The sequence below is a fragment of the Amycolatopsis sp. 2-15 genome (assembly GCF_030285625.1).
GTDB lineage: Bacteria > Actinomycetota > Actinomycetes > Mycobacteriales > Pseudonocardiaceae > Amycolatopsis > Amycolatopsis carbonis.
The window spans coordinates 5,612,947-5,628,846 of the sequence record NZ_CP127294.1 but is presented as its reverse complement, the minus strand read 5'-3'; the positions used below and the strand labels follow the sequence as shown (position 1 = coordinate 5,628,846).

Annotated in this window: 13 protein-coding genes; 9 read left to right on the top strand and 4 right to left on the bottom strand. The window is 72.4% G+C overall.

Annotated features, from left to right (window positions below):
- Positions 1 to 72 precede the first annotated feature (72 nt).
- On the top strand, positions 73 to 594 hold the full coding sequence (locus tag QRX50_RS27890; protein WP_285966114.1) for a 2'-5' RNA ligase family protein: 522 nt from the start codon (positions 73 to 75) through the stop codon (positions 592 to 594).
- Here the strand turns inward: QRX50_RS27890 and QRX50_RS27885 are convergent.
- From QRX50_RS27885 to QRX50_RS27875, 3 genes are read right to left on the bottom strand one after another with little or no spacing between them, the layout of a single operon-like run.
- Positions 536 to 1,615 (bottom strand): hypothetical protein, encoded by a 1,080-nt coding sequence (locus QRX50_RS27885; RefSeq protein WP_285966113.1) that lies wholly within the window; start codon positions 1,613 to 1,615, stop codon positions 536 to 538. The genes QRX50_RS27890 and QRX50_RS27885 overlap by 59 nt on opposite strands.
- A 7-nt stretch (positions 1,616 to 1,622) precedes the next feature.
- The gene (locus QRX50_RS27880) at positions 1,623 to 2,207 is read right to left on the bottom strand and encodes a hypothetical protein (protein ID WP_285966112.1); all 585 of its coding nucleotides are present in this window, start codon (positions 2,205 to 2,207) and stop codon (positions 1,623 to 1,625) included.
- 2 nt (positions 2,208 to 2,209) lie between these two features.
- Positions 2,210 to 2,692: a helix-turn-helix domain-containing protein gene (locus QRX50_RS27875; protein ID WP_285966111.1), complete on the bottom strand. Its 483-nt coding sequence runs from the start codon at positions 2,690 to 2,692 to the stop codon at positions 2,210 to 2,212.
- A gap of 257 nt (positions 2,693 to 2,949) precedes the next feature.
- On the opposite strand from QRX50_RS27875, the gene QRX50_RS27870 reads away from it, so the two are divergent.
- On the top strand, positions 2,950 to 3,894 hold the full coding sequence (locus QRX50_RS27870) for an NAD-dependent epimerase/dehydratase family protein (protein WP_285966110.1): 945 nt from the start codon (positions 2,950 to 2,952) through the stop codon (positions 3,892 to 3,894).
- Positions 3,891 to 6,065 (top strand): glycosyltransferase family 2 protein, encoded by a 2,175-nt coding sequence (locus tag QRX50_RS27865; RefSeq protein ID WP_285966109.1) that lies wholly within the window; start codon positions 3,891 to 3,893, stop codon positions 6,063 to 6,065. The genes QRX50_RS27870 and QRX50_RS27865 overlap by 4 nt, the downstream gene beginning before the upstream one ends.
- Here QRX50_RS27865 and QRX50_RS27860 read toward each other — a convergent pair.
- Positions 5,995 to 6,501 carry a GtrA family protein gene (locus QRX50_RS27860; protein WP_285966108.1) on the bottom strand — a complete coding sequence of 169 codons (507 nt, stop codon included), beginning with the start codon at positions 6,499 to 6,501 and terminating at the stop codon, positions 5,995 to 5,997. The genes QRX50_RS27865 and QRX50_RS27860 overlap by 71 nt on opposite strands.
- A 181-nt stretch (positions 6,502 to 6,682) precedes the next feature.
- Here QRX50_RS27860 and QRX50_RS27855 point away from each other — a divergent pair, with 181 nt between their 5' ends.
- From QRX50_RS27855 to QRX50_RS27830, 6 genes are all read left to right on the top strand, one after another.
- On the top strand, positions 6,683 to 7,837 hold the full coding sequence (locus QRX50_RS27855; RefSeq protein ID WP_285966107.1) for an NAD-dependent epimerase/dehydratase family protein: 1,155 nt from the start codon (positions 6,683 to 6,685) through the stop codon (positions 7,835 to 7,837).
- A 161-nt stretch (positions 7,838 to 7,998) separates the two neighbouring features.
- Entirely contained in the window at positions 7,999 to 9,339 is a 1,341-nt protein-coding gene (locus tag QRX50_RS27850; RefSeq protein ID WP_285966106.1) for an SWIM zinc finger family protein, read from the top strand.
- 625 nt (positions 9,340 to 9,964) lie between these two features.
- On the top strand, positions 9,965 to 11,428 hold the full coding sequence (locus QRX50_RS27845; RefSeq protein ID WP_285966105.1) for a DUF5691 domain-containing protein: 1,464 nt from the start codon (positions 9,965 to 9,967) through the stop codon (positions 11,426 to 11,428).
- Positions 11,425 to 12,510 (top strand): ATP-binding protein, encoded by a 1,086-nt coding sequence (locus QRX50_RS27840; protein WP_285966104.1) that lies wholly within the window; start codon positions 11,425 to 11,427, stop codon positions 12,508 to 12,510. Before QRX50_RS27845 ends, QRX50_RS27840 begins: the two co-directional genes overlap by 4 nt.
- A complete protein-coding gene (locus tag QRX50_RS27835; RefSeq protein WP_285966103.1) occupies positions 12,507 to 14,687 on the top strand; it encodes a DUF5682 family protein in 2,181 nt (726 codons plus the stop codon). Before QRX50_RS27840 ends, QRX50_RS27835 begins: the two co-directional genes overlap by 4 nt.
- Positions 14,684 to 15,853: a VWA domain-containing protein gene (locus QRX50_RS27830; RefSeq protein ID WP_285966102.1), complete on the top strand. Its 1,170-nt coding sequence runs from the start codon at positions 14,684 to 14,686 to the stop codon at positions 15,851 to 15,853. Before QRX50_RS27835 ends, QRX50_RS27830 begins: the two co-directional genes overlap by 4 nt.
- Positions 15,854 to 15,900: the final 47 nt, after the last annotated feature.

Here is a 15,900-nt window from a genome sequence, read left to right as displayed (position 1 = left end):
CATTCGGGTACCCCCGAGAAGGTAGGTGAGCCTCAATTCCCCGATACGGTGCGGGTACGGGAAGATCACCTCGTGCCCGCTCCCGGAACCAGTGCCCTCGTCGTCGAGCTCCCCGCCGCGGCCGGCCTGTTCGAGGCCGCCGTCGCGGTCAGCCCCGCGCTCGTGCGGCCCGGACTGCCCCCGCACGTCACGGCGCTCTACCCGTTCCTGCCCGCCACCGAGCTCACGGACGAGGTCGACGCCGCCGTGACCGCGCTGGCCGCGGCCCACGAAGCGGTCGACGTCGCGCTGGGTGACCTCGTGGTCGCTCCCGGGTTCGTCGCCGCGGCGGCCCCGGCGCTGCAGCCGCTCGCCGACGCCGCGTGCGACCGCTGGCCCGGCGTGCAGCCATACGGCGGCCGCTTCGGCGCGCACCCGCCGGCCCACCTCACGGTCGCGATGGGCGGCAGCGACGAGCAGAACACCGAGGTGACGAAGCTCGTGGAGCAGCTCCTGCCGCTGACCGCTCGCGCCGAGGCGCTGCACCTGGTCGTGCTCACCGAACAGGGCTGGCAGCTCCGGCTGACCGCTGCTCTCGCAACGCCCGCGCGATAGCCCGCAGCCGAGCGACGTCGGCCGCGAGCGCGGTGTCACCCTCGACGTCGCCGGCCGGCCCCGCCACCGCGTCGCCGCCACCCCGCTGCAACAGGTCGGCTGCCGCCTCGGGCGGAGCCGACGGCGGGATCCCGGCGAGCAGCAGGCCGTCGTTGATCTCGCTGAGCACCGTCAGCAGCCGCTCGCGCCCGGTCGCGCCCGCGCGGCCGAGGCGCACGACGTCGGGGAACCGCTCGGCGAGGTGCTCGCGCAGCGGGCGCAGCTCGGCCCGCGTCCGCGCGTCGCGCACCGCGCGCCCGGCCGAGGGGATCGCGGGCACGGTCAGGCCGATCACGATCAGCAGCACCGAGATCGCCGGGAAGCCCACGGCCAGCGCGCAGTCGACCGTCGAGAACGCGCCGCGGCAGACCACGGCGACCGGGTGCTCGGCGGTCACGTCGGCGACGAGGTCCACGATCTTGCCCGCGAGGTAGGCCAGCGCGAACGCGCACGCCACGAGCATCAGCCCGAGGCCGGCCCGCAACGCGCCGGCGCCCGCGCGGACCGCCCCCGCCGACACGATCGCGATGTCCAGCACCGCGAACCCGAGGTAGAGCGTGTAGACCACGATGTAGGCGACCAGCGTCGGATTGGTCCGGTACAGCTCGTCGAACAGGCCGATGCCCACGGGCAGGCCACGGGTCGAGAAGAACGAGACCACCAGCATGACCAGCGCGACCACGAGCGCGGCGAGCCGGCTCCGGCGCCGTTTCTCCGCCACCCCGCCGATCTCGGCGACGGTGACCTCGATGCCGTACGCGGCCACCATCGTCGCGAGGTTCGACAGCAGCCGCCCGAGGCTCGGGTACATCCGGCTTTCGATCGCCTGCGCGCTGTCGGCCAGGAGGATCAGCGCGAGACCGAGCGCGATCAGGCTCGTGGCCAGCCCGGCACCCGCACCGGTGCGCCGCGCCCGCACGGCGCGCCAGATGCCCACGGCCACGGCGACGAGCCCGACCCCGAAGAACAGCGCGTCGATCATCCGGCCGCTACCCGAGCAGCGACGCGAGCCGCCGCGCGCGATCGGCGGAGCGCCCGGACGCACCGGGCTTCAGCGGTTCGCGCTCCGCCGTCGCCGCACTCATCAGCAGCACGGCGATGAGCTCGGCCTCGTGCTCGTCGACGTCGGTCGTCACGCGCGTGAGCAGGTGCGACAGCGTGTGGGCACTGAGGTCGGGCGCCAGCGCCACGGCCTCGGCGTCGGACATCACGCAGGACCCGCGGTGCTCGCAAAGCAGGTGCGCGAGCTCGTGGGCGATGATGTGGTCCTGGTGCAACGGCGAAGTGCCGGCGGTGTAGGCGATGAGGTCGTAGTCCGCGCGCCGCTGCCAGGCGCCCGAAGGCCGGCCCGGCTCGTACTCCACGGCCACCAGGTCGATCTCGCGGCCACGGTGGCGTTCCAGCTCGTCGACCCACGCGTTCATCGACCACGGGCGCGGCGGCGGCACGTCGCGCAGCAGCTCGTGCACTCGGGTGCGGGCGCGCGCTCTCAGGCTCGGGTCGATGACCCCTCCCGGTGCGCTCGGCGGCTGGACCAGCCGGGTGCACCGCGGCGCCCCGGCGGTGATCAGCATAGCTACTCGGGTTTGCGCCCGCGGCGGGTGCGCTCGCGCCCGGCGTCGTAGCTGTTCAGCTGGTCCACCAGCGCCGACACGGTGTCGCGGTCGCGTTCGGAGAGCCGCATCGCGCGCTGCGCGAGGTCGCGGGCGCCGGTGTCGCGCCACGCGACGACGTCGGCGATCTGCCCGTCGACGCGCTCGGCCACGTCGTCGTCGAAGAAGTAGGTGACGGGCACGCCGAAGAAGCGCGCCAGCGCCTGGATGTGCGAGCGCTTCGGGTCGCGCCGCGCCCCGACCGCGAGCTGCTGCACGTGGGTGGCCGACATGCTCACCCCGGTGAGCTCGGCGACCCCCTGCGCTATCTCCCGGTAGGAGTAGGGCTTGCGGTCCGGCGGGTGCACCGTCGAGATCAAGTGCGCGAGCCGGTCGGCGAAGCTGGTCTCCTCGTCGGGACCGCTCGCCGTGGCCCCTGCGTCCCCCGTGTCCGGCGTCCCGGTCATCAGTCCCCCAACCGTCCTCCGCTCGTGACGACGTGAAGCATAGCTGTCACGAAAACTTGACATCAACCGTCACGTCAACGCTACACTCCGACGCAAGGGATGTCGCGAAAACGAGACGGGCGCCCGTGTGTGGTCACTGGGGGTGGCCACACACGGGCGCCGGGCGCGGGCGGACCTACCGGACATCCGGGACCGATCGGCCCGGCCGCGCTCGTCCGCTGTCCTGGCTCACAGGCTGCGGAGGTAGGTTGTGCGCCATGGTGCTGGAGAACGGTCCTGAAAGGACACCCGTCGTCGTCACCGGTGGCAGCGGCTTCATCGGCCGCGCGGCCGTGCGCGAACTGCGTGATCGCGGCTACCCCGTCACCGTCGTGGACCGGGTCCCGTACGTCACCGAAGACGAGGGCGTGCGCGTGGTCACCGGCAATCTGCGCGACGCGGAAACCCGCGAAGCCGCCGTCACCGCGGGTACGGGCGCCATCGTCCACCTCGCGGCCCTCACGTCGGTGCTGAAGTCGGTGGAGCTGCCCGACGACACGTTCACCGAGAACGTCGCCGTGACCCACGGGCTGCTGGAGCTCGCCCGCGAACGCGGGGTGCAGACCTTCGTGCTCGCCTCCACCAACGCCGTGATCGGCGACGTCGGCACGTCGACCATCACCGTCGACCTGCCCACGCGGCCCCTCACTCCGTACGGCGCCACGAAAGCCGCGTGCGAGATGCTGCTGTCGGGCTACTCCGGCGCGTACGGCATGACGACGTGCGCCTTGCGGTTCACCAACGTCTACGGCCCCGGCATGTCCCACAAGGACAGCTTCGTGCCGCGCATGATGCGCGCCGCGATGGCGGGCGAGGGCGTGCGCGTGTACGGCACGGGCGAGCAGCGCCGCGACCTCGTGCACGTGGACGACGTGGTGCGCGCCATCGCACTGGCGCTGGAAAGCGGGTACAGCGGCCGGGCCATCGTCGGCGCCGGCCACTCCGTGTCGGTGCTGGAGATGGTGCAGACCGTGCGCGACGTGACGGGCGCCGAGCTGCCCGTGGAGCACGTGGCCGCGCCCAAGGGCGAGATGCCCGCGGTCGTCGTCGACGTGTCCGCCAGCGCTCAGACCATCGGCTTCGCCCCGGCGATCTCGCTCGCCGACGGCCTCGCCACCGCTTGGAAGTACTTCGCGGAACTGGACCTGAAAGCGACCCCGTGAGCCTGTTCCTCCGCCGCCACGCCTTCCTGCTCGTCCTGCTCGTCCTCGGCACGACGCTGCGGGTGCTGACCTGGGTCGCGTACCGGCCGGCGATCGTCTACATCGACACCTTCCGCTACCTCGACAACCTGCACGCACTGCGGGCCGACCAGCTCAACCCGATCGGCTACGACCTGGTGCTGCGGCCGTTGCTCGCGATCGGCGGGCTGTCGTTCGTAGCGGCGCTGCAGCACCTGGGCGGTCTGGCGATCGCGGTGGGGATTTACCGGCTCGCGCTGCGCCTGGGCGCGCGCCGCTGGGTCGGCGCGCTGGCGACGGCGCCGCTGCTGCTGGACGCCTATCAGTTGCAGATCGAGCAGAACATCATGTCCGAGGTCGCCTTCGAGGCGCTGCTGCTGGGTCTGCTGTGGCTGCTGCTCGCGAAGGGGAAGCCGAACTGGCGGCGGATCGCGCTGGCGGGTCTGGTCATCGGCTTCGCCGTGGTGGTGCGGCTGATCGGTGTCGTGCTCGCCGCGCCGTTCCTGCTGTACGTGCTGAGCGCGGACAGCGCGTGGCGGTCGTGGCGCGGCTGGCGCAACGCCGGCGTCGGGCTGCTCGCGATCCTCGTGGTGCTCGTGCCGTACGCGGCGGAAGTCAAGGCGCAGACCGGGAAGTGGGGCCTGAGCGGTCCGTCCGGCAGCATGCTCTACGGGCGCACGGCCGCCGTCGCGGACTGCGCGAAGCTCGACATCGACCCGACGCTGCGGGTGTTCTGCCCGACCGAGGACGTCTCCACGCGGCTCGTCGACAACTACACGCACGCCGACCTCGACCCCGCGTGGCCCGGCCCGCTGCCGCCCGGGGCGGACAAGACGGCGCTGGCGCACGACTTCTCGGTGCAGGTGCTCAAGGCGCAGTGGTGGGACGTCGCGAAGGCGATCCTCAGCGACTTCTCCAAGAGCTTCCGGTTCACGCGCGCGACCGCGATCAATGACGTGCCGGTGGACCGCTGGCAGTTCCAGCAGACCTACCCGTACTGGTCCGATCCCCCGGTCACCGCTTTCTACACCCAGCAGTACGACGGCGTGGACCCGAGCGTGAACGAGCCGATCGCCACGTTCCTGCGCGATTACCAGCTCAACGGCGGGTTCGTGCCCGGCGCGGTGCTCGGGTTCTTCGCGCTGCTTGGTCTGCTCACCTTGCTGCGCCGCAAGAAACCGCGGGACAAGGCGCGCAGCGGTGCGCTTTTCGCCGCCGGCACCGGGTTGTTCCTGCTTTTCGCTTCGGCGGTCTTCGAATTCTCGTGGCGTTACCAGATCCCGGCGCTCGTGCTGCTGCCCGTCGCGGGCGCGCTCGGCTTCACCACCCTCACGGCCGCGAGCCGGCGGCGTCTCGCCGCGTACCCGGACGCCGTGGACGTGGGCGCGGTCAAGGACTTCGACGACCGGCACCCGGGCGCGAAGCTGTCTGAGCTGACCGTGGTGATCGCCGCTTACAACGAGGCCGGCGGAATCGGCCAGGTGCTCGAGAAGATGCCCGACGAGTGCCTCGGCCTGCCGGTCGACGTGCTCGTGGTCGTCGACGGCGGCGGCGACAACACGGCCGCCATCGCGCAGGACCACGGCGCGTACGTGTGCGTCGCGCCGACGAACCGGGGCCAGGGCGCGGCTTTGCGCCTCGGTTACCACCTCGCGACCGAACGCGGCGCGCACTACGTCGTGACGACCGACGGCGACGGCCAGTACGACAACACCGAAATGGCGGAACTGGTCGCACCACTGCTCGACGACACCGCCGACTTCGTCACGGGATCGCGGCGGCTGGGCCACGAAGAGGCCGACAGCCGCATGCGCTGGCTCGGCGTGCGCGTGTTCGCGTGGCTGGCTTCGGCGCTGACCTGGCGGAAGATCACCGACACGTCGTTCGGTTTCCGGTCGATGCGCGCGGAGCTCGCGTGCGCGGTTCCGCTCAACGAGCCGCAGTACCAGTCTTCGGAACTGTTGCTGGGAGTCACCGCGCGCGGCGCCCGGGTGCTCGAACGGCCCATGAGCATGCGGCTGCGCAAGGCGGGCAAGAGCAAGAAGGGCGGCAGCGTCGTGTACGGCGCGAACTACGCGCGGGTCATGACGGGGACGTGGTGGCGGGGGTACGTGCTGCGCCGCGGGCGAACACGAAGCGGTCGAGCATCGTGAACTTCACCACGAAAACCAGAGCGTAACTGAACACGTACGCACCGTCGATGAAAATGACCCACCAGGCGTGCGGCAGGTTCAGCGGCGCGAGCAGGTGACCGGTGAGCGTGGTGAGCCCCACGGAGGCGAGCCCGCCGATCGAGATGACGACGATGTAGAGCAGCAGCTCACGCCCGACCTCCGGCTTGCCGCGCCGGCCCCAGACCCAGCGGCGGGTGAGGAAGAAGTTCAGGACCGCACCCGCGGCAAACGCGAACGCGCTGGCCAGCCACGGAGCACCGCCGATGGCGAGGACCGCGAGCAACGCCGCCTGGCTGAGCAAGGTCGCCGCGACCGAACTGGTGGCCGCGCGGAAGAACCTGCCGGCGAGGCGACGCCGGGGCCGGGGTGAATCGTCCGTCGTGCGAGGCTCCACCGGGTTGGTTACCGTCGTCATGTCCCCCAGTCTCCCCTCGGGCCGATCGGCCTGCCGTCCGGCCCCCCGACGCACAGTAGATTCACAGCTGCCTGCCAGGTGATCATCAGCACCTGGTCGATAGGTTCGGACGTGTTCAAGGCGTCATGTACAAAGAGGAATCAGCGTGCTTGTCGCGTAAACGATACGGAAAGGCTCTTCAATGCGAGTGCTGGTTCTCGGCGGTGACGGCTACCTCGGCTGGCCCACGGCATTGCACTTGTCGGACAAAGGCCACGAAGTGGCTGTTCTGGACAATTACGCCCGCCGCAAGTACGACGTGGAGCTCGAAGCCGAGAGTCTCGTCCCCATCGAAGACCTGCCCACGCGCATCGCGGCGTGGGAGGAGGTGTCGGGCAAGAAGATCGCTCTGTTCGAGGGCGACCTCTGCGATGCCGAGTTCACCTATTCGGCCGTGCGCGACTTCGCTCCCGACTCGATCGTCCACTTCGCCGAGCAGCGGTCCGCGCCATACTCGATGATCGACCGCGAGCACGCCGTCTACACGCAACAGAACAACGTCGTCGGCAACCTGAACCTGCTCTACGCGATCGCCGAGATCAACCCGGACATCCACCTGGTGAAGCTCGGCACGATGGGTGAGTACGGCACGCCCAACATCGACATCGAAGAGGGCTGGCTCGAGGTCGAGCACAACGGCCGCAAGGACCGCATGCTCTACCCGAAGAAGCCGGGCTCCTTCTACCACCTGTCGAAGGTGCACGACTCCCACAACATCGAGTTCGCGTGCCGCATCTGGGACCTGCGCGCCACCGACCTCAACCAGGGTGTCGTGTACGGCCAGCAGACGCCGCAGACCGCGCTCGACCCGCGCCTGGCGACCCGGTTCGACTACGACGCGGTGTTCGGCACCGTGCTGAACCGCTTCGTGATCCAGGCGGTGCTGGGCCAGCCGCTGACCGTCTACGGCAAGGGCGGGCAGACCCGCGGCCTGCTCGACATCCGCGACACCGTCGAGTGCATCCGGCTCGCCGTGGAGAACCCGGCCGACCGCGGGGAATTCCGCGTGTTCAACCAGATGACCGAGAGCTACTCGGTCGCCCAGATCGCGGAGATCGTGGCGACCACCTTCCCCGGCCCGGTCCAGATCGAGAACCTGGACAACCCGCGGGTGGAGCAGGCCGAGCACTACTACAACGTGAAGCACACGGGGCTCGTCGAGCTCGGCCTGCAGCCGCACCTGTTGTCCGACACGCTGATCGAGTCGCTGTTCGACATCGTCGGTTCGAACAAGCACCGCGTGAACGACGAGCGCATGCGCCCGACCGTGCGCTGGCGGGGCGCGGTCAAGTCCTGACCCTTTCTGCCGCCTTGGCACGCTGAAACGCCGGATCGCCATGGTGCGGTCCGGCGTTTTTTCATCGGCACCGGGCAGGTGTCGGAATCTGTCGGTGGCGGATGAGATGCTTCTCCGGTCAGCCCCTCACGGGGTCGGAAACACGGAGCGGCAAGGGAAACGTGGCCGAACAGGTGGCAACGCGCTGGAGTCCCGAGCAGGTCGCCGGGCTCGCGCCGGACCCGGCGTCGGCCAAGGTCGGGCGCGGGCTCGCGGTGCCGGCGAAATGGTCGGGCGCCGGCGCTTCGGCGCGGGCGGTGTGGGGTTCGTGCAAGGGCAGTGGCGCGAAGCCGTACCGCACGGTGGTCGAGCTGGCGGGGCCGGCGTTCAAGTGCACGTGCCCGTCGCGGAAGTTCCCGTGCAAGCACGCGCTGGGGTTGTTGCTGTTGTGGTCGGCGGAGCACGTGCCTTCGGCGGCTGAGGAGCCCGACGTCTCCACGTGGCTCGCGGAGCGCGAGGCGCGGGCGTCGCGCGCGGAACGCAAGCCGGAGGCGCCGAAGGACCTGGAAGCCGCGGCGAAACGCGCACAGGAGCGGCTCGCGCGTGTCACGGCGGGCGCGGCCGAGCTGCGCGGCTGGCTGACCGACCGCGTCGGTGCCGGTTTCGCGAGCTTCGAGGGCAGTGCGTTCGAGGGCGGTGGTTTCTCAGGCGGGGGTGCTGAGCAGCTGCGCACGGTCGCCGCGCGAATGATCGACGCCCAGGCCCCGGGCCTGGCCGGCGGTCTGCGACGCGCGGCCGGGCTCGTCGGGCGCGGCCGCGACTGGCCGGGTGACCTGCTGGCCGAGCTGTCGCTGCTCTACGTGCTGGCCGGCGCCGCGCTTCGCTTGGACGAGCTGCCCGCGCCCCTGGCCGAAACCGTGCGCACGCGCCTGGGGTTCTCGGCGGGCACCGCGCAGGTGCTGGAGTCGGGCGAACGCGTCGCCGACCAGTGGCTCGTGACCGGAGCGGTCGACGACGAACAGGACAACCTCCGCACCCGCCGCACCTGGCTGCGCGGCCGCCACTCGGGGCGCGTCGCGTTGGTCCTGTCCTTCGCCCCGCCCGGTCGCCCGTTGGACAGCTCCCTGCCGCCCGGCTACGTCGTCCCCGGCGAACTCGCCTTCCACCCGGGCGCGCTGCCACTGCGCGCGCTGGTCGCCGACCGCACCGAGGCCGTCCTCACCCCGGTCCCCCGCGGCGACACCGTCGCAGAGGCCCTGGCAGCCTTCGCCGAGGCCCTCGCCGTGGACCCGTGGCTCGACCGCTGGCCCGTGCTCCTGTCCGACCTCACCCCCGCCCGCCACGACGGCGGCTGGGCCCTGTCCGATGTGGACGGTGCCGCCCTGCCCCTGCTCCCGGGCGTCGACCCATGGCCCCTGCTGGCCCTCGCCGCCGAACACCCGGTGACCCTCGCGGCCGAACTCACCCCGGCCGGCCTGCGCCCCCTCACGTGCTGGCACCCGAACGGCGTGGTGCGGCTGTGACCTCGAACCTCATGGAGACCCCGGAACCCTTGGCACCACACGGAAATACGCCCGCGCCACGTCGGCACGCTGTGCCCGCGACGCAGGCGTTTCGCCGCGCGACCCTGGCCGCGCCAAGGATTCGCCGGAACGTCGCCGCCGGCGGACCGTTCCCGGCGCGCTCGACCAGACGGTCCAAACCGGCACCACACCTCGCAACCACCCGCCCGACCGGCACCGGAGACCGTCCGGCAGGCACGACCGGACTCCAGTCCTCGACGCGTCCCACCAACCAACCCACGCCGACACCACACCTCACAACCGGGCCCTCAGCCGAGGCTGGGGACCGTTCGGCACGCACGACCGGGCAACAATTGCCGACGCGCTTGGCCAATCGATCCAGGCCGGCACCACACCTCGTAACCACCTGCCCATCCGAGACCCCGCACCGTTCGGCAGACGCAGCCGGACAACAGTGCCCGGCACATTCCATCCGGTCGACCAGGCCGGCCACCGGTTCGGGAACGCACCTCCCCCACCCCCGCGCCGCACCGGCGACCGGCCCTTCGAGCACGTCGACCGCGCCAAGGATTCGCCAGAACGTCGCCACCGGCGCCGGCGGGAAGGCCGAGGCGGTGGTGCGCCGATGAAGGCGTGGGAAGACCTCGTCGGCACCGCGTTGCTGGGCACGCGCCGCCGGGGTGTCGACGTGGGCGGGCTGCCGGCCGAGGTGCGGGAGATCGTGGGCAAAGCGGAAGACCAGGCCGACGCCGTTCTCGTCACCGCGGCGCTGCTCACCAATTACCGCCGTGCGGGCCGGCTCCCCGTGGCCAACGCGCGACGGGAAGAGCCGGCCAAGCCCGACGACCGGAGGTTCGTCCCGCCGCTCGCGCGGGAGCGGCTGGCGCGGTTGCTGCACGCGAACCGGCCCGAGCTCCTCGAAGAGTGGCTGCGCACGGCAGCCGGGCGAGGATTCCGGGTGGGGCCGGAGCTGCTGCCGGCGCTGGCGGACGCGGCGCGGGCGCGGGTGTCGTTGCGGGCGCCGCTCGCGGAGGTGGCGGGTCCGGTCGGGGCGTGGCTGGGCGAGCGCAACCCCGACTGGGCGTTCCTGGTCGCCGAGGTCGAGGACGACAGCGACGACGCGTGGCAGTTCGGCACTCCCGCGCGGCGCCAGGCTTGGTTCGAGCGGGCGCTCGCGCAGGATCCCGCCGCGGCGCGCGCGGCGCTCACGGCGACGTGGCGCACCGAGCCCGCCGACCTGCGCGCGATGTTCCTCACGTTGCTGGGCCGCCACCTCACCCAGGACGACGAGCCGTTCCTAGACGCGGCGCTGGCCGACCGCGCGGCGGCGGTGCGCGACACGGCCGTCCGGCTGCTCGGCGGGCTGCCCGGCACCGGGCTCGGTGACCGGATGGCGGCGCGGCTGCGGGAGTGCGTCACCGTGCGCAGCCGGTCGCTGCGGGCCGACGTCCTGCAGGTCACGCTGCCGGGGCCGGACGAAACACTGGTGCGCGACGGCGTCCGCGTGCCCCACGGGCCCGGGCAGGACACCGCGCGGCTGCGGGCGATCATCGCCGCCGCTCCCCTGGAGTTCTGGGCGGAGTTCGGCACGCCGGGCGACCTCGTGGGCATGCTCGTGGAGGGCTGCCCGCTCGCCGTGGTCCGCGAAAGCTGGGCCACGGCCGCGATCCGGCAGCGCGACGAGGCCTGGGCGCAGGCGCTCGTCGAAGCCGAACCCGGCGGCCGGGCCACGGCGGCGCTCGTCGGCGTGCTGGCGCCGGAGAAGCAGGCCGCCACCGTCGCGAAGCTGGCGCGCGGCCTGAAGGTCGAAGCGCTCACGCGGCTGATCCTCGACCTGCCGCAACCGTGGCCCGAGGAGCTGGGCCGGGTGCTGCTCGACTGGGTCGCCGCGCAGCAGGACCACCGGCTCGTGGCCCACGCTGCCACGCTCATCGCCAAGGCCGTGCCGTCCGGCTGCCTGCGCCACCGCCTGGCGACGCTCCCCCAGCCCGGCGAGGCCGCCCCGTGGCCCGGCGCAGCCGCTTCATGGCACCGCGCCGTGGCCGAAACCCTGACTTTCCGCCGCGAAATGCACGAGGAGCTCTCATGACGTCCGCAGTCCTCCGGCCCCACGCCGAACAGGAGTACGCCGGTGAACTGGCCGCGCTGGCCGCGGCCGACGACCGCGCGAAGCCGCCTTCGTGGCTGCTGTCGCCGTGGGCCGTGGTCACGTACCTGCTGGGCGGCACGCTGCCCGACGGCACCGAGATCAGCCCGAAGTACGTCGGCCCGCGCCGGCTGATCGAGGTCGCCGTCGCCACGCTCGCCACCGACCGCGCGCTGCTGCTGCTCGGTGTGCCCGGCACCGCCAAGACCTGGGTGTCGGAGCACCTCGCGGCCGCCGTCAGCGGCGACTCCACGCTGCTCGTCCAGGGCACGGCGGGCACGGCCGAAGAGCAGATCCGCTACGGCTGGAACTACGCGCGCCTGATCGCCGAGGGCCCGAGCGAGCAGGCGCTCGTGGAAAGCCCCATCCTGCGCGCGATGCGAGACGGCAAGGTCGCGCGGCTCGAAGAGCTCACCCGCATCCCGGCCGACGTACAGGACTCGCTGATCACCGTCCTGTCGGAGAAAACCCTGCCCGTGCCCGAGCTCGGCACCGAGGTGCAGGCCCGCCCGGGATTCACGCTCGTGGCCACCGCCAACAACCGCGACAAGGGCGTGAACGAGCTGTCGAGCGCGTTGCGCCGCCGGTTCAACACGGTGGTGCTGCCGCTGCCGGACACCGCCGAGGCCGAGGTGGAGATCGTCAGCCGCCGGGTCGCGCAGCTGGGCGCCTCGCTCGCGCTGCCGGCCGAAGCGGCCGAGCTGACCGAGATCCGCCGCGTCGTCACCGTGTTCCGCGAGCTGCGCGCCGGGCGCACCGAAGACGGGCGCACGGCGGTCAAGACCCCGTCGGGCACCCTGTCGACGGCCGAGGCGATCAGCGTGCTCACCGGCGGGCTCGCGCTCGCCGCGCACTTCGGCGACGGCGTGCTGCGGGCGCAGGACGTCGCGGCCGGCATCCACGGCGCGGTGGTGAAGGACCCGGTCGCCGACCGCGCGATCTGGATCGAGTACCTCGAGACCGTGGTCCGCGAACGCGACGGCTGGGCCGACTTCTACCGCGCGGGGCAGGAGATCAGCGGATGACCACGCACCTGCTCGGGATCCGGCACCACGGGCCGGGTTCGGCGCGGGCGGTGGCCGCGAGGCTCGCCGAGCTGGAGCCCGACGTGGTGCTCATCGAGGGCCCGCCCGAAGCCGACCAGCTCGTGGACCTGGCGACCGACGAGGACATGCGGCCGCCCGTCGCGGTGCTCGCGTACGCGGCCGACGACGTGTCGCGCGCGGCGTTCTGGCCGTTCGCGGTGTTCAGCCCCGAGTGGCAGGCCCTGCGCTACGCCGCGGAAGCCGGGGTGCCGGTGCGGTTCTGCGACCTGCCGGCCGCGCACCAGTTCGCGCTCGGCGACGAGGACCGGATGCCGCGCACCGACCCGCTGGCGGAGCTGGCGGCCGCGGGCGGGTACGACGATCCCGAGCGGTGGTGGGACGACGTCGTGGAATCGCGGCGCGGCGGGGAGTCGCCGTTCGAGGTGATCGCGGAGGCGATGACCGCGCTGCGCGAGGACGACCGCCCGGCGGACATCCACGAGCAGCGCCGCGAGGCGTACATGCGCGGCGTGCTGCGCAAGACGCGCAAGGAAGGCTTCGAACGCATCGCCGTGGTGTGCGGCGCGTGGCACGTGCCGGCGCTGGCCGATCCGCTGCCGCCGGCGAGCCACGACCAGACCGTCCTCAAAGGACTACCGAAGCGCAAGGTCGTGTGCACGTGGGTGCCGTGGACCCACGGCCGGCTCGCCACGGCGAGCGGCTACGGCGCGGGCGTGCGCTCGCCCGGCTGGTACCACCACCTGTTCACCACGGCGGACGAAGTCACCGCCCGCTGGCTCACCGCTGTGGCCGGGGTGCTGCGCAAGGAGGACCTGCCGGTCTCGACGGCGCACGTGATCGAGGCGGTGCGGCTGGCCGAGACACTGGCGGCGCTGCGCGGCCGGTCCTCGGCGGGGCTGTCGGAAGTCGACGCCGCCACGCGCTCGGTGCTGTGCTCGGGTGATGACGTGCAGGCCGACCTCGTCACGCGCAAGCTCGTGGTCGGCGAGCGCCTCGGCGAAGTCCCGGAGTCCGTGCCGCAGGCCCCGCTCGCCGCCGACCTCATCGCGACCGCGCGCCGGCTGCGACTCAAGCGCGAGCCGACCGCGCGCGAGCTCGACCTCGACCTGCGCACGCCTGGCGGGCTCGACCGCTCGCGGCTGCTGCACCGGCTGCGCCTGCTCGAGATCCCTTGGGGCAGCCCGGAAATCTCGGCGACGCGCAGCAAGGGCACCTTCCGCGAGACCTGGACGCTGTGCTGGGAGCCGGGCTTCGAGGTCGACCTCGTCGCGGCCGCCGTGCACGGCACCACGGTCGCCTCGGCGGCGTCCAACCGCGTGCGCGAAGCGATGGCCGGCAAGCCGCCGCTCGCCGACATCACCACGGCCGTCGAGGGCTGCCTGCTCGGCGGCCTCGGCGACGCGCTGCCGGAGGTGCTCACCGCACTCGACGTCCGCGCCGCGGCCGACACCGACGTCGCCGACCTGATGACCTCGCTGCCCCCGCTGGCCCGCTCCACCCGCTACGGCGATGTCCGCGGCACCGACACCGCGCAGCTGCGGGAAGTCGCGGACCGCCTGCTCACCCGCGTGTGCGCCGGACTGCCGCCGGCGGTCCACGGCATCGACGACGACGCGGCCAGGAAGTTCTGCGACCTGGTCGACAACGTCCACGAAGCCACCACCCTCCTCGGCGACGCGGCACGCGAACGCTGGCTCGCCGCCCTGGGCAAGCTCGCCGGCCGCGACTCCCTGCCGCCGCTGCTGGCCGGCCGCATCGTGCGGCTGTTGCACGACGCCGACCTGTTCGACAGCGCGGAGGTCGAGCTGCGCCTCGGCCGCGCGCTCACCCCTGGTGTCGAGCCGGCCGCGGGTGCGGCCTACGTCGAGGGCTTCTTCGCCGGCGGCGCGCTCCTGCTGGTCCACGACGAGCACATGCTGCGGGTCGTCGACACCTGGCTGGGCACCATCCCGTCCGACGTGTTCACCGAGGTGCTGCCCTTGCTGCGCCGCACTTTCGGCGCCTTCGCGGGCCCGGAGAAACGCGCCATCGGCGAGCGCGCCGCCACCCTCTCCGGCGGCGCCCCCACGGCTCGCCTCGCCGCCGACGAGCTGGACGAGATCCGCGCCCGCAGTGCCCTGCCCGTGCTCGCGACCCTTCTCGGAGCGGCGTCATGACCACCCCGGACCCCGACCGCCTGCGCCGCTGGCGCCTCGTGCTCGGCGGCGGCGAGGACGGCACCGGCCGCTCACTGTCCGAAGAGGACAGTGGTCTCGACGCCGTGCTCGCGGCCCTCTACGACCGGCGCGACGAGCCCGTCCGCTCAGGCGACCGCCGCGGCGCGACCCTGAGCTCGTCGGCACCACGCGTCGCCCGCTGGCTCGGCGACATCCGGCGGTACTTCCCGGGTTCGGTCGTGCAGGTGATGCAGCGCGACGCCGTCGACCGGCTCGGGCTCACCCGCATGCTCATGGAGCCGGAGCTGCTCAGCGCGGTCGAGCCCGACGTGCACCTGGTCGGCACGCTGCTGTCGCTCAACGGCGTGCTGCCCGAGGAGACGAAGGAGACGGCGCGCTCGGTCGTGCGCACCGTCGTGGCCGAGCTCGAGGAGCGGCTGGCCGAGCCCACGCGCGCGGCGATCCGCGGCGCGCTCGACCGGGCCGCCCGCACGCAGCGCCCGCGCGCCGCGGACATCGACTGGGCCCGCACCGTGCGCACGAACCTGAAGCACTACTCCCCCGAGCTGAAGACCATCGTGCCCGAGCGGCTGGTCGGCTTCGGCCGGCGTCAGCTCAGCGTGCAGCGAGAGGTGATCCTGGCCGTGGACCAGTCGGGGTCGATGGCCGAGTCGGTGGTGTACTCGGGCCTGTTCGGTGCCGTGCTCGCGTCCATTCGGGCGCTGAGCACGAAGTTCGTCGCGTTCGACACGGCGGTGGTGGACCTCACCGAGCACCTCGACGACCCCGTCGAGCTCCTCTTCGGCACTCAGCTCGGCGGCGGCACCGACATCAACCGCGCCATCACCTACTGCCAGGGCCTGGTCGAACGCCCCGAGCAGACGCTGCTGGTGCTCATCAGCGACCTCTACGAGGGCGGCGTGCGCGACGAGCTGCTGCGCCGCGTCGGCGAGCTGGTGGGCTCGGGCGTGCAGGTCGTGACCCTGCTGGCGCTGTCGGACTCCGGCGCGCCGTTCTACGACCACGAGAACGCCGCCGCGCTGGCCGAGCTCGGTGTGCCGGCCTTCGCGTGCACCCCGGACCTGTTCCCCGAGCTGATGGCCGCGGCCCTGCGCCGCGAGGACCTCGGCCGGTGGGTGAGCGCCGCCACTGCGACCGGGGATTAAACCGACCGGTCATCTGGTTGAAGAAGACAGAACGAGACTTCGAAGAG